The organism is Parabacteroides sp. AF21-43 (genome assembly GCF_003635435.1).
In the GTDB taxonomy this organism is placed as follows: domain Bacteria; phylum Bacteroidota; class Bacteroidia; order Bacteroidales; family Tannerellaceae; genus Parabacteroides; species Parabacteroides distasonis.
The window spans coordinates 1-18,446 of sequence record NZ_QTMG01000018.1 but is presented as its reverse complement, the minus strand read 5'-3'; the positions used below and the strand labels follow the sequence as shown (position 1 = coordinate 18,446).

General features: G+C 44.5%; 22 protein-coding genes. 16 read left to right on the top strand and 6 right to left on the bottom strand.

The window, feature by feature from the left end; translation table 11 throughout:
* Positions 1-18: 18 nt before the first annotated feature.
* From DWX84_RS13145 to DWX84_RS13120, 6 genes are read left to right on the top strand one after another with little or no spacing between them, the layout of a single operon-like run.
* Positions 19-969, top strand: coding sequence for a glycosyltransferase family 2 protein (locus DWX84_RS13145; RefSeq protein ID WP_005865808.1), 951 nt, complete (start codon positions 19-21; stop codon positions 967-969).
* The gene (locus DWX84_RS13140) at positions 966-1,487 is read left to right on the top strand and encodes a nitroreductase family protein (protein ID WP_121961295.1); all 522 of its coding nucleotides are present in this window, start codon (positions 966-968) and stop codon (positions 1,485-1,487) included. Before DWX84_RS13145 ends, DWX84_RS13140 begins: the two co-directional genes overlap by 4 nt.
* Before the next feature lies 1 nt (position 1,488).
* Complete coding sequence (locus DWX84_RS13135) at positions 1,489-2,055, top strand: manganese efflux pump MntP family protein (protein ID WP_008774127.1); 567 nt, start codon at positions 1,489-1,491, stop codon at positions 2,053-2,055.
* A gap of 44 nt (positions 2,056-2,099) precedes the next feature.
* Positions 2,100-3,824: a dihydroxy-acid dehydratase gene (gene ilvD, locus DWX84_RS13130; protein ID WP_121961296.1), complete on the top strand. Its 1,725-nt coding sequence runs from the start codon at positions 2,100-2,102 to the stop codon at positions 3,822-3,824.
* A gap of 22 nt (positions 3,825-3,846) precedes the next feature.
* Positions 3,847-4,878: an FAD:protein FMN transferase gene (locus DWX84_RS13125; RefSeq protein WP_121961297.1), complete on the top strand. Its 1,032-nt coding sequence runs from the start codon at positions 3,847-3,849 to the stop codon at positions 4,876-4,878.
* 8 nt (positions 4,879-4,886) lie between these two features.
* Positions 4,887-5,264, top strand: a complete 378-nt coding sequence (locus DWX84_RS13120; protein ID WP_005865798.1) for a hypothetical protein — start codon at positions 4,887-4,889, stop codon at positions 5,262-5,264.
* A 2-nt stretch (positions 5,265-5,266) separates the two neighbouring features.
* Here the strand turns inward: DWX84_RS13120 and DWX84_RS13115 are convergent, their stop codons facing one another.
* From DWX84_RS13115 to DWX84_RS13100, 4 genes are read right to left on the bottom strand one after another with little or no spacing between them, the layout of a single operon-like run.
* Complete coding sequence (locus tag DWX84_RS13115; protein WP_008774130.1) at positions 5,267-5,848, bottom strand: Maf-like protein; 582 nt, start codon at positions 5,846-5,848, stop codon at positions 5,267-5,269.
* A gap of 37 nt (positions 5,849-5,885) precedes the next feature.
* Complete coding sequence (locus DWX84_RS13110) at positions 5,886-6,407, bottom strand: HAD family hydrolase (protein ID WP_005865795.1); 522 nt, start codon at positions 6,405-6,407, stop codon at positions 5,886-5,888.
* Positions 6,400-7,167, bottom strand: a complete 768-nt coding sequence (locus DWX84_RS13105) for a Rossmann-like and DUF2520 domain-containing protein (protein ID WP_022192879.1) — start codon at positions 7,165-7,167, stop codon at positions 6,400-6,402. The genes DWX84_RS13110 and DWX84_RS13105 overlap by 8 nt, the downstream gene beginning before the upstream one ends.
* Positions 7,164-7,724, bottom strand: coding sequence for a nitroreductase family protein (locus DWX84_RS13100; RefSeq protein ID WP_005861528.1), 561 nt, complete (start codon positions 7,722-7,724; stop codon positions 7,164-7,166). Before DWX84_RS13100 ends, DWX84_RS13105 begins: the two co-directional genes overlap by 4 nt.
* Before the next feature lie 121 nt (positions 7,725-7,845).
* Here DWX84_RS13100 and DWX84_RS13095 point away from each other — a divergent pair, with 121 nt between their 5' ends.
* The 6 genes from DWX84_RS13095 to DWX84_RS13070 all read left to right on the top strand — a co-directional run bounded on the left by DWX84_RS13095 (position 7,846) and on the right by DWX84_RS13070 (position 14,913).
* Positions 7,846-10,257, top strand: coding sequence for a TonB-dependent receptor (locus DWX84_RS13095; RefSeq protein ID WP_121961298.1), 2,412 nt, complete (start codon positions 7,846-7,848; stop codon positions 10,255-10,257).
* Positions 10,258-10,385: 128 nt separating this feature from the next.
* Positions 10,386-10,796 (top strand): methylmalonyl-CoA epimerase, encoded by a 411-nt coding sequence (gene mce / locus DWX84_RS13090; RefSeq protein WP_005861524.1) that lies wholly within the window; start codon positions 10,386-10,388, stop codon positions 10,794-10,796.
* A 36-nt stretch (positions 10,797-10,832) separates the two neighbouring features.
* Positions 10,833-12,386, top strand: a complete 1,554-nt coding sequence (locus tag DWX84_RS13085; protein ID WP_005861522.1) for an acyl-CoA carboxylase subunit beta — start codon at positions 10,833-10,835, stop codon at positions 12,384-12,386.
* Positions 12,387-12,407: 21 nt separating this feature from the next.
* A complete protein-coding gene (locus DWX84_RS13080; protein WP_005865789.1) occupies positions 12,408-13,295 on the top strand; it encodes an OadG family transporter subunit in 888 nt (295 codons plus the stop codon).
* A gap of 21 nt (positions 13,296-13,316) precedes the next feature.
* Entirely contained in the window at positions 13,317-13,748 is a 432-nt protein-coding gene (locus DWX84_RS13075) for a biotin/lipoyl-containing protein (RefSeq protein WP_005865787.1), read from the top strand.
* Between the two features lie 4 nt (positions 13,749-13,752).
* Complete coding sequence (locus tag DWX84_RS13070) at positions 13,753-14,913, top strand: sodium ion-translocating decarboxylase subunit beta (RefSeq protein WP_005861516.1); 1,161 nt, start codon at positions 13,753-13,755, stop codon at positions 14,911-14,913.
* Between the two features lie 66 nt (positions 14,914-14,979).
* On the opposite strand, the gene DWX84_RS21645 is transcribed toward DWX84_RS13070, so the two are convergent.
* Both DWX84_RS21645 and tsaB read right to left on the bottom strand, forming a co-directional pair.
* Positions 14,980-15,126, bottom strand: coding sequence for a hypothetical protein (locus DWX84_RS21645; RefSeq protein ID WP_005865784.1), 147 nt, complete (start codon positions 15,124-15,126; stop codon positions 14,980-14,982).
* Between the two features lie 68 nt (positions 15,127-15,194).
* Positions 15,195-15,911, bottom strand: coding sequence for a tRNA (adenosine(37)-N6)-threonylcarbamoyltransferase complex dimerization subunit type 1 TsaB (gene tsaB, locus DWX84_RS13060; RefSeq protein WP_005865782.1), 717 nt, complete (start codon positions 15,909-15,911; stop codon positions 15,195-15,197).
* Positions 15,912-16,100: 189 nt separating this feature from the next.
* On the opposite strand from tsaB, the gene DWX84_RS13055 reads away from it, so the two are divergent.
* From DWX84_RS13055 to nadD, 4 genes are read left to right on the top strand one after another with little or no spacing between them, the layout of a single operon-like run.
* Positions 16,101-16,973, top strand: a complete 873-nt coding sequence (locus DWX84_RS13055; protein WP_121961299.1) for a YicC/YloC family endoribonuclease — start codon at positions 16,101-16,103, stop codon at positions 16,971-16,973.
* A gap of 14 nt (positions 16,974-16,987) precedes the next feature.
* Positions 16,988-17,554 carry a guanylate kinase gene (gene gmk / locus DWX84_RS13050; protein WP_048928006.1) on the top strand — a complete coding sequence of 189 codons (567 nt, stop codon included), beginning with the start codon at positions 16,988-16,990 and terminating at the stop codon, positions 17,552-17,554.
* Positions 17,555-17,557: 3 nt separating this feature from the next.
* Complete coding sequence (locus DWX84_RS13045) at positions 17,558-17,737, top strand: hypothetical protein (RefSeq protein ID WP_022192875.1); 180 nt, start codon at positions 17,558-17,560, stop codon at positions 17,735-17,737.
* 11 nt (positions 17,738-17,748) lie between these two features.
* The gene (gene nadD / locus DWX84_RS13040; protein ID WP_048928005.1) at positions 17,749-18,324 is read left to right on the top strand and encodes a nicotinate (nicotinamide) nucleotide adenylyltransferase; all 576 of its coding nucleotides are present in this window, start codon (positions 17,749-17,751) and stop codon (positions 18,322-18,324) included.
* Positions 18,325-18,446 lie beyond the last annotated feature (122 nt).

The window sequence follows — 18,446 nt, the reverse complement described above, 5'->3', positions numbered from 1 at the left end:
GTTAATTACAGACAAATAATGGACATATCAGTTGTTATCCCGTTGTATAACGAAGCCGAGTCTTTACCCGAGTTATTCTCGTGGATAGAGCGGGTGATGAAAGAACATAATTATACCTACGAAGTCATTTTCGTGAATGACGGTAGTACGGATAATTCTTGGGAAGTGATCGAGGAGTTGAAACAACGTTCTCCACATATCCGGGGAATCAAGTTCCGTCGCAACTACGGCAAGTCGCCGGGATTGCACTGCGGATTCCAGCGGGCTAAAGGTGACGTAGTCATTACCATGGACGCCGATCTACAGGACAGCCCGGATGAGATACCCGAACTTTACCGGATGATCACCGAAGACGGGTACGATCTGGTATCCGGTTGGAAAAAGAAAAGATATGACCCGTTGTCTAAGACGATCCCCACGAAATTATTCAACGCGACAGCTCGTAAATTCTCGGGAATAAAGAACTTACACGATTTCAATTGCGGATTGAAAGCGTATAAGAATGTTGTCATTAAAAATATAGAGGTGTATAACGATATGCACCGTTACATACCTTATTTAGCTAAGATTGCCGGATTTCACAAGATTGGCGAGAAAGTAGTGAAACATCAAGCCCGCAAGTACGGAACTACTAAATTCGGGTTGGATCGCTTCGTGAACGGTTATCTTGATTTGATCACGCTTTGGTTTACTTCCAAATTCGGAAAGAAACCGATGCACTTCTTCGGTTTATGGGGAAGCGCTATGTTCTTCATTGGTTTTATCGCTCTAGTAATCGTACTCAGCATGAAATTGATCTCGATGTACTCTGGAGATCTAAGACCTTTGGTTACAAGTTCCCCTTATTTCTATATTTCATTGACAGCGATGATTCTGGGAACCCAGATGTTCCTAGCGGGCTTTATCGGGGAGTTGATTTCCCGCAATTCTCCGAATCGCAATAACTATAAAATAGAGGATGAGATATGAGTTTCCTAGAATTAGCGAGAAAACGTTGCTCTATCCGAAAGTATGCCCCCAAAAACGTAGAGCAAGAAAAGATTGATTATATCCTAGAAGCAGCTCGTTTGGCCCCTTCGGCGGTAAATTATCAACCTTGGTATTTTGTATGGGTTCAAAGTGCGGAAGGAAAAGCTAAATTACAAGAATGCTATCCCCGGGAATGGTTCAAGCAAGCGCCTTATTACTTGATCGTTTGCGGAGATCATCAGCAATCTTGGAAACGGGGCGATCATAAGAATCATATGGATATCGATACGGCTATCGCCACGGAACACATTTGTTTAGCCGCTGCCGAACAAGGATTGGGTACTTGTTGGGTTTGCAATTTCGACACGGAGCTTTGCCGTAAACATTTTAAAATTCCGGAAACGATCGAGCCTGTTGTACTGATACCGTTCGGCTATCCTTCCGACCCGGCATTATTCGATGAGACTCCAAAGAAACGTAAGCCCATAGAAGAAATTATTAAACGGGAATCATTCTAGTATGTTATACATTGAAGTTCTGCTACTAGCGATCGGCTTATCCATGGATAGCCTAGCAGTATCAGTTACCGGCGGCGCAGTTCTTAAGAACAACTGCACCGCCGGTAATATTATTAAGATAGCGAGCGTGCTCGGTATATTCCAAGCCGGAATGACCGTGATCGGTTATACGATGGGATTAGGATTCGAAAAATACATTTGCGCCTTCGACCATTGGATCGCATTTACCCTCTTGCTTTACTTAGGTGGAAAAATGATATACGATAGCACGAAGGAAGAGGAGGAAGACGGGAAATTCGATCCTCTATGTAACCGGACATTATGCGGATTGGGAATAGCGACAAGTATCGATGCCCTCGCCGTAGGAATCTCTCTGGCGATCTTAAAATCACCGCTCTTGCTGCAAGCCTCGACTATCGGTGTTGTCACCTTCGCTATCTCTGCCTTCGGTGTCTATTTCGGTAACCGATTCGGCAAGAGAATCGACTTGAAGCTGGACCTCATCGGAGGTTTAATCTTAATCGGTATCGGTACAAAGATTTTGATAGAGCATGTATTCTTTAGCTAGGGATACCTTATTGAATAAATAACCTTATACATTAATTAATAGACATGAAAAGCCAGCAATTACGAAAACTAGCGCCGGAGCTGGATTCACTCCGGCTAGGCAGCGGTTGGAAAATCGACGAATTGAGTAAACCGCAAATCATTGTAGAAAGCAGTTACGGACATAGCCATCCGGGAAGCGCCCATCTGGATAAATTGGTGGACGAGGCCGGAATCGGTATAAAGGAAAAGGGGGGACGTGCCGCAAACTACTTCGTCACTGATATTTGTGATGGAGAGGCGCAGGGACACGATGGTATGAACTACTCATTAGTCTCCCGTGATATCATGGCCGCCATGATGGAGATTCATGTAAAAGCGACTCCTTTCGACGCTGGTGTCTTTATAGCCAGTTGCGACAAATCCGTCCCTGCGCATTTGATGGCGATAGCCCGGCTAGATATGCCTGCTATATTCATGCCCGGTGGTATAATGAAAGCCGGTCCCAACCTACTCACGTTAGAACAAATCGGTACCTATAGCGCCCAATACGAGCGAAAAGAAATAACGGAAGAACAATTCATGGTTTATAAGCGTGACGCATGTCCGGATTGTGGAGCTTGCTCTTTCATGGGTACCGCCTCTACGATGCAAGTAATGGCAGAAGCGCTTGGCATCGCTTTACCGGGCTCCGCCTTGATCCCCGCCCATTTACCCGAGTTAAAAGAAACCGCCCGTAAAGCCGGAGAACATGCACTCGGACTAGCGAAAGAAGAGTTAAAACCCTCCGATATCATGACGATACAAGCATTTGAAAATGCGATCATGGTACATGCCGCCATAGCGGGTTCCAGCAACAGCCTGCTTCATCTTCCAGCTATCGCCCACGAACTGGGAATCCAGTTATCACCGGATTTGTTCGACAAGATACATCGTAAGATCCCCTACCTTTTAAATATACGTCCCAGCGGTTTTTGGCCCGGCGAATATTTCTGGTATGCGGGAGGCGTACCGGCGATCATGGAAGAAATTAAAGAATTCCTCCATCTCGACGTCATGACTGTTACCGGCAAAACATTGGAAGAAAACTTAAAAGATTTACAACTCAACGGCTTCTATGAGAATTGCCATAAATATCTTCCTACCCTAGGAGTAAAGGTTGGCGATATTATCAAACCTCTTCATACACCGATCAAGGCACAAGGAGCCATCGCTATATTGAAAGGAAATTTAGCGCCCGAAGGGGCAGTCGTAAAACATTCGGCGATTTCACCCCGCTTGATGCAAGTCACCCTGAAAGCGAGGGTATTCGATTGTGAGGAGAACGCTATTGAGGCGGTATTACAAAAGAAAATCCATCCGGGAGAAGCGGTATTTATCCGTTATGAAGGACCGAAAGGAAGTGGAATGCCAGAAATGTTTTATACGACAGAAGCGATCGCCTCCGATCCTGAGCTGGTAGAGACCATCGCATTGATCACCGACGGTCGTTTCTCCGGAGCGACCCGAGGCCCGGCGATCGGACATGTATCCCCGGAGGCTTCCGAGGGGGGACCAATCGCCTTGGTCGAGAACGATGACTTGATCCGTATCGATATTCCAGCGAGAACATTGGATATAATCGGTACCGACAGTATTGAGAGAAGCGTGGAAGAGATAGAAAAGATCCTATCCGAAAGGCGTGCACATTGGATAAAACCAGAGTCACAATATAAAAAAGGAATCCTTGATATTTATACACACAATAGCGTCTCCCCCATGAAAGGGGCATATATGGAATTTTTTATGTAAGTTCGCGACATAAAATTTCATAATGATGCGCAAGAATATTTCCATATTAGTCAGCCTGTTGATCTTATCGCTTACGGCTTGCTCGGACAAGGGCCAATATTTCGAAGAGAGTGGTTCTGTTTTTCATACAAGTTACCACATCAAATACAAGGCCAAGCAAATCCTAACCGATAAGATCGACAGCGAGCTGCAACGTTTTAACCTCTCCTTAAATCCTTTCAACCCCAACTCCACGATCGCGAAAGTCAATAATAACGAGGATGTGGAGGTAGACGAATGGTTTACCGAAGTATTCAATAAGGCGGAAGAAATCTCCCAAAAATCAGGAGGAGCTTTTGATATTACTTGTGCTCCATTAATTAATCTATGGGGATTCGGATTCAGTAAGATGGATAGCGTAACCCCGCAGATGATCGATAGCATCAAGGCTTTCGTCGGTTATCAAAAAGTGAGATTGGAAGGAAAGAAAATCATCAAAGAAGATCCCCGGATTCTATTGAATTGTTCGTCCATCGCAAAAGGTTATGCTTGCGATGTCATCGCCCGCCTGCTGGAAAAGGAAGGCGTAAAGAACTACATGGTAGAAATAGGTGGTGAGGTCACCATGAAAGGCGTAAATCAACAAGGTGACTGTTGGCGAGTCGGCATCAACAAGCCGGAAATAGGGACAAGTGGCGTAACAAATGATGTTGAAGAGATCGTACAATTATGCCAAAAAGGGGGTGTGGCTACTTCTGGTGACTACCGAAACTTCTACATCAAGGATGGTAAGAAATATGCCCATACGATCAATCCGGCGACCGGTTATCCCGCTGGACAAAATATTCTTAGCGCGACCATCGTGGCGGAAGATTGTATGACAGCAGACGCTTACGCTACGACTTTCATGGTTTTGGGAGTCGAGAAAGCGAAGCTACTGGCACAATCCATCCCCCAAATAGAGTATTTTATTATTTATGCGGACAACAACGGACAACAGAAAGTCACCTACTCAAAAGGTATGTTGGAATACCTTCCTAACAGAAAAACATTGGCTATCCTCGAAAATCCTTAAGTTCCTACATGAAGCGTTATCTAAATCAACTTGAATGCAAAATACTGAGAGCCGGAGATTCCCTGTTTAATACCACAACCACGGATAATCTATTAATCTTCGTATTTTCGGGAAAACTTATTATTTACAGCCAAGAAGGGACACATATAGCGGAAGTGGCAAAAGATCATTTCATGCTACTTGCGCAAAACACCAATCATAAGGTTATAGCCTCAGCCCCTACCCGCCTTATCTTAATACATGCGGGCAGCCTATCCGACATGATCATAAATGACCCGGAATGGAATGTGGAGAAACCGGTCGTCTTACCGATTCCCCCAGCCTTAGCGCACACATTAAATCAGATAGAATATTATATGAAGGATAAATACTTTACCTTGAATTGAGATTAAAAATGTTTCAATTCCTGATAAAGCTTTTGCACAGGTAATCCCATCACGTTATAAAAGCTACCATTGATAGCCTCTACCCCGATATAACCGATCCACTCCTGAATGCCATACCCTCCCGCTTTATCATAAGGTTTATATTTATCCAAATAATAATTAATCTCTTCATCACCCAATTTTGCGAAACAAACCGCAGATTCGACGGAAAAGCCTACATTTTTGTCCTTCGTCATGATACAAACGCCAGTTATTACCTGATGTACATGATCCGACAAAGCATGAAGCATAGCATAAGCTTCCTCCCGGTTCGCAGGCTTCCCCATAACCCCGTCAAACGTCCAGACGATCGTGTCCGCCGTGATCAGCAATTCATCATCTGCCATAGTCGATTTATAGGCCTCCGCTTTCGAACGGGCAATATATAAAGGGATCTCCATGGAGTCAATAGAATCCGGGTAAGACTCGTCAATATCCGGAATTACCCTCACCTCGAAGTCGATATCCAGACCAGATAACAAATTCCGTCGTCTCGGAGAATTAGAGGCTAAGACGATCTTGTACTTTTTTAAATTCTCTAACATAACCTATTCGATTAAGCGTTACACATTCACCAAAATTTTACCACCCAAAAGCCTCCTCGCCGAACCAGTGTCCTTGAGCCCGCATCGTTTGCTCGATCACGTCCCTAGCTACGCCTTCGCCACCTCGCCGGGAGGATATATATTTCGCTATCTCCTTGATCTCCGGAGCCGCATCCGCAGGTGCCACCGGCAATCCGACTCGCGTCATTACCTCATAATCAGGAATATCATCACCCGCATACATGATTTGCTCAGGAGACAAGCCCGTTTTTTCCATGAAATCCTTAAAGTCATGCACCTTTACAGCGCTACGCATATAAATATGTTGTATTCCTAAACGAGAAAAGCGAATCTGTACGGCTTCCGTATATCCGCCCGTAATTATAGCGACCTCATAACCTTTCTTCACGGCCAATTGCAAGGCATAGCCATCCTTGATATTGACAGTACGCATCGGATCGCCATTCGGGTGAAGCGGAATCACATCGCAGGATAGCACCCCGTCTACATCAAAGACAAAAGCCTTTATTTTTCTCAAATCATAGTTTATACTACTCATGTCGAGCCTCCTTATGTATACTTCGGCTAATCAGCTCATATAGATTTCGCATATCCGGATCTTTAAGCATAGCCATATGTTTGTTTATCACATTCTCGTCATATCGTATAGCTGGTCCCGTTTGGGCTCGCGCCGGCGACATTACATGTACCTTAGCGGCTGTCTCGTCTATCAAAGGTAGCAAGACCTCTCCCGGTATTTGCTGTTCTTCCAAGATCTTTTCAGCTAGCGCATACATATGATTCGTAAAATTACAAGCGAAAACCGCCGCTAAATGTAAGTTCTTTCGCTTCTCGGAGGAGAGGAAACGGACATCACTGGAGAGCGCCCTAGCCACCTCTCCCAGCACCTTCTCATCTTCAGACGAGTTCGCCTCTAAAAAGAACGGTATTTTCTTGAAATCCACCTCCCTACTCTTACTAAACGTTTGTAACGGATAAACCACCCCATATCTAGCCGTAAGACCTTCAAATACAGAGATTGGCATACTCCCTGCCGTATGCACCCACAAACCGTTATTCGGTTTTACACGGGCGATAACATCTTGGAGCACGGCATCTTTCAAAGAGAAAACATACAAGTCGGCATCTTCCACAATATCTTCCGGGACAACAGTCCACCCACATCCCAATTCATCGGCTAAAATCTTAGCATGCTCACTTGTGTGACTATACACTTGCCCGATACTCATTCCGGACTTACGCATTTCCAACGAAAGCCGGGTAGCTAAGTTTCCAGCACCAACAAATACGACTCTCATTCTTCCGCCTCTTTATTTTCTTCCGGAAGAGAGAACTTTCCTATATGTATCTTCTCCCATTGTAAATGGGATTCATCAAAAGGCTTACGAACCTGATCCTTATAACCGATACCAATGATAGACAAGACATCCAATTGATAAGGGATATCCAGCAACGAACGAACATAATTATTCGAATCCGCCTCGTCCTCTGTTACCCGGTTCCGGATCTGACACCAGCAACTGCCCAATCCCAAATCCTCCGCCTGCAATTGCATATAAATAGAAGCGACCGAAGCGTCCTCGATCCAAACATCGCTTTCCATCACATTCGCCAAGACAACCACGGCCAAGGCACAACCCTCCAGAAAAGCAGAACCATTTTTCTTACACCCGGCAAGTTTCTTCAACATTTCCTTATCTTCCACGACCACGAACTGCCAAGGATTACTACGTTTTGAGGCCGGAGCCATCAACGCCGCTTTCAAGATCAGTTCTACCTGCTCGGGTGAAAGTAGTTGTTCGGTAAACTTACGTGTACTTCTTCTATTTTGTATAAGTGTTGCAAAACTCTCCATTTTTTTCGTTCTTTGTACTCTTTTAATATTAAGATTCGCAAATATAAATATAATTTTTTGCACCCATATATACGTATCGTTCTTTTTTCTCGTTAGTATTTTTATAATTGAACAATAGATTATGAAGATTCGTGCGATAGCCGCGCTGCTATTTATACTTATTTCCGTGAGTGCCTTTGGCGAAGGCCGCATAAAAATCACTGGTTATGTCCGTGACGCCGACGGTAACCCTCTGGAATTAGTGAATGTCCGGGTTAAGAACACGTTGATCGGCTCCATGACCAACGAGAAGGGATATTATTCCTTTTCCATATCGCCGGGGGATTCTATCTCCATTATTTACTCTTGTCTGGGATATAATAAGGCTGAACGTATCATTCCCTCGGCACAAGCCGATATGCGCCTGAACGTACAGATGAACAATACCTCATTTGATTTAGGGGAAGTATCTGTTACTGCCATCCGCAAGCAGACCACGACCATGGAGTCCCTAAATGCGGACAAAATCAAGTTATTGCCCGATCCCTCCGGAGGTAGTATAGAGAGCTTGGTCGTTACGTTTGCCGGAGTATCGTCCAATAACGAGTTAAGTTCCCAGTATTCCGTACGTGGAGGTAGTTATGATGAAAATATCGTTTATGTGAATGGGATCGAGGTATTCCGTCCGCTTCTGATTCGCTCGGGACAACAAGAGGGCCTTAGCTTTATCAATCCGGACCTGACAGAGGCGGTCAATTTCGCCGCCGGTGGCTTCGAGGCCCGTTACGGAGACAAGATGAGTTCCGTGCTGGATATTACCTATAAAAAGCCTAAGATATTCGAAGGCTCGGCTTCCGCGAGCTTGTTGGGTGCGAATGCTTATGTAGGCAGTTCTATCGGTAAATTTACCCAAGTAACGGGTTTCCGCTTTAAAAGCGGTCGGTCTATTTTGGGTACCATGGATACAGACGCAGAATACGACCCTAAATTTATCGATCTGCAAACTTACATCACGTACCAATTGGCCCCTAAATGGGAAATCAATTTCTTGGGAAACCTCGCTAACAATAATTATAAATTCACCCCTTATAGCCGGGAAACCTCTTTCGGTACAGCCGAGCATCCCAAGAACTTCAAAGTCTATTTCGACGGAAGGGAAAGAGACCGTTTCCAAACCTTATTCGGTGCGCTTACATTGAAACACAACCCCAATGAGAACACAGAGTTGGGACTTCAAGCCTCCGCTTTCAAAAGCAAGGAAGAAGAGGGATACGATATCGCCGGAGAATATTGGCTGAGCGAGAACGGAGCGGAAAATCCGAATGACGACGCGTCAGCCGCCATGTCCGTAGGCCGTTATCACGAGCACGCACGAAACCGTTTGAACTCCACCGTCATGAATGTCGGGCACTATGGGATGGCCCGCCTTTTAAACAATACGTTGAAATGGGGAGCCACGGTACAAATGGAGAAAATCAATGATAAGATCAGTGAATGGGAAAAAAGGGATTCCTCAGGTTATTCTTTGCCCCAAACCGGTAATAACGTAAGTGTATATTCGAACCTCTTTTCTGATAATCAGATAGAAAGCACACGCTTTTCCGCTTATGCGCAAGACGCATTCAAATTCAGGACCAAGCAAGGTCTGTTCACGTTAGTCGCAGGAGTTAGAGGTAGTTATTGGACTTATAATAAGGAGTTCCTTTTCAGTCCCCGTGCCTCATTGGGCTTTATCCCGAACTTCGACCAAGACTTGACGCTCCGTTTCGCCACCGGACTGTATTATCAATCGCCCTTCTACAAGGAATTACGTAGAGTAGACAAAGATAAGAACGGCAATAATATCACGGTATTGAACAAAGATCTAAAGTCACAACGCTCCATCCATTTCATATTGGGAGGAGATTATACGTTCCGTGCCGTAGACCGGAATTTCAAGGTGACCGCCGAGATGTACTATAAAAAGCTGGACAATCTGAATCCCTACACCGTAGATAACGTCAAGATCCGCTATTACGGTGAGAACTGCGCCAAAGGTTACGCCATGGGACTCGATGTCAAATTCTTCGGAGAATTCGTACCGGGTACCGACTCATGGATCAGCTTCTCCTTGATGAAAGCCCAGCAAACCATCCGGGAAACAACGACCGTTCCTATGGCCAATAGCCAAGGCTACAACATCTCACTCTTCTTCCAAGATTATTTCCCGGGCTATAAACGAGTCAAGCTAAATCTGAAAGGAGTTCTATCCGGAGGACTTCCCCAGACAATCCCGGGCAAAGGATACGAAGCCGGCTATTTCCGTACGCCCGCCTACAAACGTGTAGATATCGGCCTCTCCTATCAATTGGCAGGAGGCACGGACGCTATCATGGACAGGGGCTTCTTCCGCCATTTGAAAAACATTTGGCTAGGTCTGGATGTATTTAACATATTAGACATCAAAAACGTTAGTTCCTACTATTGGATAACAGATGTATATAATGTCCAATACGCAGTTCCAAACTATCTGACCGGACGTCAATTGAACGTTCGTCTGATTGTCGATTTTTAATAAAATGTATCTTTAAACACATTTACTGGGAGATAAAAACAAAAAATTATTTCCTCATTCATAAAAAGTAGTGTACATTTGCACACAATAGAAACAAACATTTACTAAATCTTTAAATTATTATTGACATGGAACTTACACATATCGAACATTTAGGTATCGCAGTGAAGAGTATCGAGGCTTGTTTACCCTATTATGAAGGCGTTCTTGGATTAAAATGCTACAATATCGAAGTAGTAGCAGACCAAAAAGTAAAAACCGCATTTTTCAAGGTAGGACAGACTAAGATTGAATTACTAGAGCCGACCAGCGAAGATAGCACGATCGCAAAATTTATCGAGAAAAAAGGTGAAGGTATCCACCATATCGCATTCGCGGTACCTGATGTACAGGCAGCTTTGAACGAGGCTGAGGAAAAAGGCGTTAAATTAATCGATAAAGCTCCCCGTGGTGGCGCGGAAGGCTTGAACATCGCTTTCCTTCACCCGAAATCAACTTGCAGCGTATTGACAGAGCTTTGCATGCCGGGCAACAAATAATTAATCCGTTCATTTCTAACAACAAATCAAAATACAATGAGTAACCAGCTTGAAAAAGTAAAAGAGCTCATCGCACTTCGTGAGCAAGCTCGCTTAGGTGGAGGAGAGAAAAGAATCGAATCACAGCACAAAAAAGGCAAATATACCGCTCGTGAGCGTATCGCCATGTTGCTTGACGAAGGTAGTTTCGAGGAATTCGACATGTTTGTTCAACACCGTTGTACAAACTTCGGTATCGAGAAAACTAAATATTTAGGCGATGGTATCGTAACAGGTTATGGTACGATCGACGGACGTTTGGTATATATCTTCGCTCAAGATTTCACCGTATTCGGTGGAGCCTTGTCTGAGGCTTTGGCTATGAAGATCTGTAAAGTAATGGATCAAGCCATGAAGATGGGCGCTCCCGTTATCGGTTTGAACGACTCCGGTGGAGCTCGTATCCAAGAAGGAGTAAATGCCTTGGCAGGATACGCTGAGATTTTCCAACGTAACATCTTGGCTTCCGGTGTTGTTCCTCAGATTTCCGGTATCTTCGGCCCTTGCGCCGGTGGAGCCGTTTATTCTCCGGCTTTGACAGACTTCAACATCATGACACGTGGTACCAGCTACATGTTCTTGACAGGTCCGAAAGTAGTAAAAACCGTAACAGGTGAGGATGTAACCCAAGAGCAGTTGGGTGGAGCCAGCGTACACACTACCAAATCGGGTGTAGCCCATTTCGCTGTCGATACAGAAGAAGATGGTTTGCAATTGATTCGTAAATTGCTCAGTTTCTTACCTCAGAACAACTTAGAGGAAACGCCGTTAGTTGAGTGCAAAGACCCGATCGATCGTCTGGATGATGTATTGAACGATATCATTCCCGATAACGCCAACCAATCTTACGATATGTATGAGGTTATCGGTACAATCGTCGATAACAACGAGTTCCTAGAGGTCCATGCGGACTACGCTAAGAATATCATCGTAGGTTTCGCTCGTTTCAACGGACAATCCGTCGGTATCGTAGCTAACCAGCCGAAGGTTATGGCAGGATGCTTGGATAGCAACGCATCTCGTAAAGCAGGTCGCTTCGTTCGTTTCTGCGACGCTTTCAATATTCCTTTGGTAACATTGGTTGACGTTCCGGGATTCCTTCCGGGTACAGGTCAGGAATACAACGGTGTAATCCTTCACGGCGCTAAATTGCTTTACGCTTATGGTGAGGCTACCGTTCCTAAGATTACCGTTACATTGCGTAAGTCTTACGGTGGAGCTTATTGCGTGATGAGTTCTAAACATTTACGTGGTGATATGAATTACGCATGGCCGACAGCCGAGATCGCCGTTATGGGCCCGAGCGGTGCCGTAGAGGTTATCTTCGCCAAGGAAGTAGCAGCCGCTGAAGATCCGAAAGCATGCGCAGCAGAGAAAGAAGCTGAATATAAGAAAGCATTCGCTAATCCTTATAACGCAGCTCAATACGGTTATATCGACGATGTTATCGAACCGCGTAACACTCGTTTCCGTATAATTCGTGCTTTGCAGCAATTGCAGACTAAGAAGCTAAGCAATCCTGCTAAGAAACATGATAACCTGCCTCTATAATCCGTAAAACAGGAGATGAATATGATAAATAAGAAAATAGGGGTATTGCTACTGTTCGCTTTGCTCATTTCATTCGGGGCAAAGGCACAGCGCGCAACCTCCATGCGTATTAATGAAGTATTGGTTATCAACGAGGATAACTTCGTTGACGACTATGGCAAACGTCATGGCTGGATTGAGTTGTTCAACACTTCGGCCGGAACGGTAAATATCGCGGGATGTTATTTGACAGACGACAAAAACAATCCGATGAAATATCCGATCCCGAAGGGAGACGTATTGACTCAGATCCAACCCCGCCAGCACACACTATTTTGGGCTGACGGACAGCCGGGCAGAGGTACATTCCACGTTAACTTCGTATTAGATCCCTCTAAGGAGAATTATATAGCTCTGTATGATGCAGATGGTAAAACATTGATCGACGAAGTTACGATCCCTGCCGGACAAATGGCTGATATCAGTTACGGTAGAGTGATCGATGGTAAAGATGAATGGGCACAGCTGAAGAAAGTTACTCCCAGTACGAATAACCTAACATTGGATTCTAATGAGAAAATCGATAATTTCAAACAGAATGACTCTTTAGGTATCGGTATGACCATTACCGCTATGGCTGTAGTGTTCTTGGGATTATTTTTGTTATACATCATCTTTAAGCAGATCGGTAGATTGTCTATATCCGCGAGCAAACGTAACGCTCAAAAAGCTGCGGGAACAACAAGTGTATCGGTTGACGCCGGACAAGAGTCTGGTGAGATCTTTGCCGCTATCGCTACCGCTTTGTACGAGATGAGTGATGACAATCATGACATCGAGCACACGGTTCTTACGATCCACAAGGTACAAAGGACTTATTCTCCTTGGAGTTCAAAACTCTACGGTTTGCGTCAAACCCCACATAAGTAATTATCTAAAAACGAACAAAGAATGAAAAGTTTTAAATATACCATTAACGGTAACGTATATAAAGTACACATCAATTCTGTAGTGGATGACATCGCAGATGTTGAAGTAAATGGTACACCTTATCAAGTAAAATTAGAGAAACCGGCGAAGAAACAAATGGTTACATTGAAACGTCCGGCTCAAGCACCGACAACAGCAAGTGGCGACCCTGTAGTTACTCGTCCGGCAGCCTCTACTACACAAGGTGCTGTTAAGACTCCGCTGCCAGGTGTTATCTTGCAGGTTAAGTGCAACGTAGGTGATACCGTGAAGAGAGGTCAAACATTGATTATCCTTGAGGCTATGAAGATGGAGAACAACATCAACGCAGACCGTGACGGTAAGATTATAGAAATTAAAGTACACAAGGGAGACTCTGTGCTAGAAGGTGCTGATCTCGTAGTAATCGGATAAGACTATGCAAGAGAGCTTTTTAACATTCTTAGGTGAGAACTTACAACTGTTCCTTACCTATACAGGTGTATACAACGCTACTCCGGGACATCTCATCATGATTCTGGTAGGTCTGTTGTTTATATTCCTGGCGATTAAATATGAGTTTGAACCGATGCTTTTGATCCCTATCGGATTTGGTATCTTGATCGGTAATATCCCTTTCAAGGACGCAGGTCTTCAGGTAGGTATTTATGAGCAAGGGTCTGTACTGAACATCCTCTATCAGGGTGTGACCTCTGGATGGTATCCGCCATTGATCTTCCTCGGTATCGGGGCCATGACCGACTTCTCCGCATTGATCTCCAATCCTAAGTTGATGTTGATCGGTGCAGCGGCTCAGTTCGGTATCTTTGGTGCTTATACGATTGCTCTTCAAATGGGATTTGAGCCGAACCAAGCAGGTGCTATCGGTATTATCGGTGGTGCTGACGGTCCGACGGCTATCTTCCTTTCTTCTAAGTTAGCGCCAAACTTAATGGGTGCGATCGCGGTATCCGCTTACTCATACATGGCGTTGGTTCCTATTATCCAACCGCCGTTCATGAGATTGCTTACGACTAAGAAAGAGCGTTTGATCCGTATGAAACCGCCGAGAGCCGTTTCTTCCACGGAAAAAATTATCTTCCCGATCGTTGGTTTGTTGCTTACTTGCTTCTTGGTTCCGTCCGGTTTACCATTGTTAGGTATGCTATTCTTCGGAAACTTATTGAAAGAAAGTGGCGTGACTCGTCGTTTGGCAGAGACTGCTCGTGGTCCGCTGATCGATACAATCACGATCTTATTGGGTATCACGGTAGGTGCTTCTACCCAAGCTACACAGTTCTTGACATTGAACTCTATCAAGATCTTCGGTCTAGGTGCGTTATCATTCGTGATCGCTACTTGCGCCGGTGTATTGTTCGTTAAGTTATTCAATTTAATATTGAAAGATGGCAATAAGATCAATCCGCTTATCGGTAACGCCGGTGTATCCGCCGTTCCTGACTCAGCTCGTATCTCACAAGTTGTAGGTTTGGAATATGACCCGACCAACTACTTGTTGATGCACGCTATGGGTCCGAACGTAGCAGGTGTAATCGGTTCCGCTGTAGCTGCCGGTATCTTGCTAGGATTCCTTGGTTAATAAAACAACTATCTATATTAAAAAAGGCGAGGTCCGAAAGGATCCCGCCTTTTTATGTTATTGTTCTCAGTTAGTTTGCTCTATAGGAACCGGAGTAATCTCCGTACTCGTATCCTCCACCAACGTTGTCCCGAGGAACAACCAGATCATCAAAAGGATTATAGCGACAACCACACCAAATACCAATAGCGTATTCACACTTTTCTTTCTCATGTCTTTAACTGATTTATTCATTTTAGAATAAACAGCCGGAACATGAATTTGGTTGTGTACCCTTACTCTTATTTGTTTTTCCCTAACGCCTCGTTCAGCACTTTGTTCTTAGCGATCGTTGCTTGGAATTCTTTCAAATAGAAAGGCTCAAAATAAGCCACATTCTCAAAACGGCCATCATCATATGCTTTCTGCGACAAGGATGCCATATTTACAGCTAATGGATAGATACCATCTATAAAACAGGCGTTCGGAGAAGTGATTGCCGTCTCACATTTAGCGGCACCGTCTCCAAAGAAACAAACCTTACCGTTCTCTAAAAAAGAAGCATACGAATCAGCATCTACGATATCAGCAGTCGTGGCACGTATCGTGTTGAGATGGGAATCATAAATCGAAGAGTAGACTTCCATACGACGGGCATCCAACATAGCGCAATACAAGCAATCGGCCTCCTCCTTATTTTTCCGGATAGCGGCAGACGCTAAAATATCCAGCGTATGAATACCGATCAAAGGAATACCATACCCAAAGCATAATCCTTTAGCCACAGACACCCCGATGCGTAACCCCGTATAAGATCCGGGTCCGCTACTTACCGCCACGGCATCCAGTTTTATCCCTTTCGACTTCGCGGCTTCTAATGCCTCTTCCATATAAACGCCCAATAACGCCGCATGAGACGGCCCCTCGAAGGAAGCCTTCTCAAAGACCACCTCCTCCCCTTCCGACAGGGCTACTGAACATACGGAAGTGGATGTCTCGATATTTAAGATCAATGACATAATAATTAACTATTAACAATTGATAATTGAACGAACAAACAATCTCAAACCTTCAATCTGATTAGGCTACGAAGGTATACAAAAATTCATTATACTATCAAGGCAGCCCTATGAGAAACATCTATTTATGAGAAAATAAACATCAAATCTAAAAGGAAACCACTATCTTTGCGCAAACTTTTGAGAAAAATGATACAATCAATGACTGGGTTCGGTAAGGTTACTGCCGAGCTCCCTTCAAAAAAAGTAACCGTAGAGATAAAGGCTTTAAACAGTAAGCAATTGGATTTGTCCACCCGTATCCCTTCCATATACAAGGATAAGGAAATGGAGCTTCGGAGCCTGTTACTTCAATCTTTGGAGCGGGGAAAAGTTGAGTTCAATATCTTTATAGAATATATAGGCAAAGATACTCCTACACAGATCAATCTTGCCGCCGTAGAGAATTATTACAACCAAATCAAGGAGATCGCAGAGAAACTGAATATCAGCGTTCCGAACGATTGGTTCCAGACCTTGCTCCGAATGCCGGACGCAATCAAGTCCGAGACCGTAGAACCGGACGAATCCGAATGGGAGGTGGTTTTAAAAACGGTAAAGGACGCTATCAAGCACCTGTGTGATTTCCGTATCCAAGAAGGAGCCATGCTTCAAAAGCTTTTCGAGCAAAAGATAGCCAATATCGCCGCTCTGCTGAAAGAAGTGGAGAAATACGAGGGGGAACGTATCGAGAAGATCAAGGCTCGTATCATGGATAACCTGCAAAAGATAGCCGAGAAGGACTACGACAAGAATCGTTTCGAGCAGGAGATGATCTATTACATAGAGAAGCTGGATGTCAACGAGGAAAAGAACCGTCTGGACAACCACTTGAAATATTTTATCTCAACCATGGAATCCGGTCACGGCCAAGGCAAGAAGCTCGGTTTTATCGCTCAGGAAATGGGGCGTGAGATCAATACGCTCGGATCAAAGAGCAACCACGCCGAGATGCAGAAGATCGTGGTCCAGATGAAAGACGAGTTGGAACAAATCAAGGAACAGGTACTAAACGTATTATAATAAGATTAACGAGAATGGCTGGCAAATTAATTATCTTCTCCGCACCCTCGGGTTCCGGAAAATCAACCATTATTAATTATCTTTTGAAACAAGATTTACACCTTCGTTTCTCCATCTCGGCTACCAGCCGGGCTCCGCGGGGAACCGAGAAGAATGGTGTGGAATATTATTTCCTTACGCCGGAAGAGTTCCGCAGTCGTATCACTAATGGAGACTTCTTGGAATATGAGGAGGTGTATACCGATAAATATTACGGTACGTTAAAAAGCGAGGTAGAGCGTATCTTGAATGAAGGGGACAACGTGATTTTCGATGTGGATGTGGTAGGCGGATGCAATATCAAGAAATTCTATGGAGACCGTGCCCTGTCTGTCTTTATCCAACCTCCTTGCATCGATGACCTACGGAAGCGATTGGAAGGACGGGGAACAGACAGCCCGGAAGTTATCGAAAGCCGTATCGCCAAGGCTGAGTATGAATTAGGGTTCACGGGACAGTTTGATAAGGTTGTCGTAAACGATGATCTGGAGACTGCCCAAAAAGACGCGTTGAAGATCATTCGTGAGTTCTTAAACAAATAGTCTATGCCTAATATATTCAAGAATACCCGTTTTATGATGGGGCTTTCTATCGTTTGTGGGATAGCGAGCCTCGTATTAGGTGGTATTAGCCTGTATTATAAGGAGTATATCATCGGGGGTGCCCTGATATTTAATATATTCATTTGTTTTATCAACTATAAGGGTTGGCAAAAGAAGGGGTAAGTATAAATCGGATGAGACTCAAGACCGGCATCTACAGTGGATCGTTCAATCCCATTCACATAGGCCATCTCGCCTTAGCGAACTGGCTATGTGAGTTCGAGGGACTGGATGAGGTGTGGTTCGTGGTCACGCCTCATAATCCGCTGAAGAAAAAGGATGACTTGCTAGATGACTCACTACGGTTGGAAATGGCCCAAGCCGCCATTGACGGATACCCGAAATTCAAGGTCTGCGATATTGAGTTCCACCTGCCGAAACCTTCTTATTCCATTGATACCTTGCGAGCCTTATCCAGCAACTATCTGGATAGGGACTTTTATTTTATCATGGGAGCCGATAACTGGCTGCTTTTTCCCCGATGGAAAGAATATGAAAAAATACTCCAAAACTACAAACTGCTGATTTATCCCCGCCTAGGATTCGATATCTCGATCCCAACCATTTATCCGAACGTGAAAAAGGTAGACGCTCCCTTGATGGAAATCTCCTCCACATTTATCCGTAACGCTTACCAAACCGGCAAGGATATCCGTTTCTTCCTGCCGGAAGGAGTGCGGCCTTATTTCGGGTCAGTAGCAAATCAGTGACATACCTGCGATAGAAGATATACTTACTTGGGCTATGAAGTATATATCCTATGCCACTTGAAGTATATATTCTTCGAGAAGGGAAGTTATACCGTGACTATGCCTAAATTTACTTCACAGAT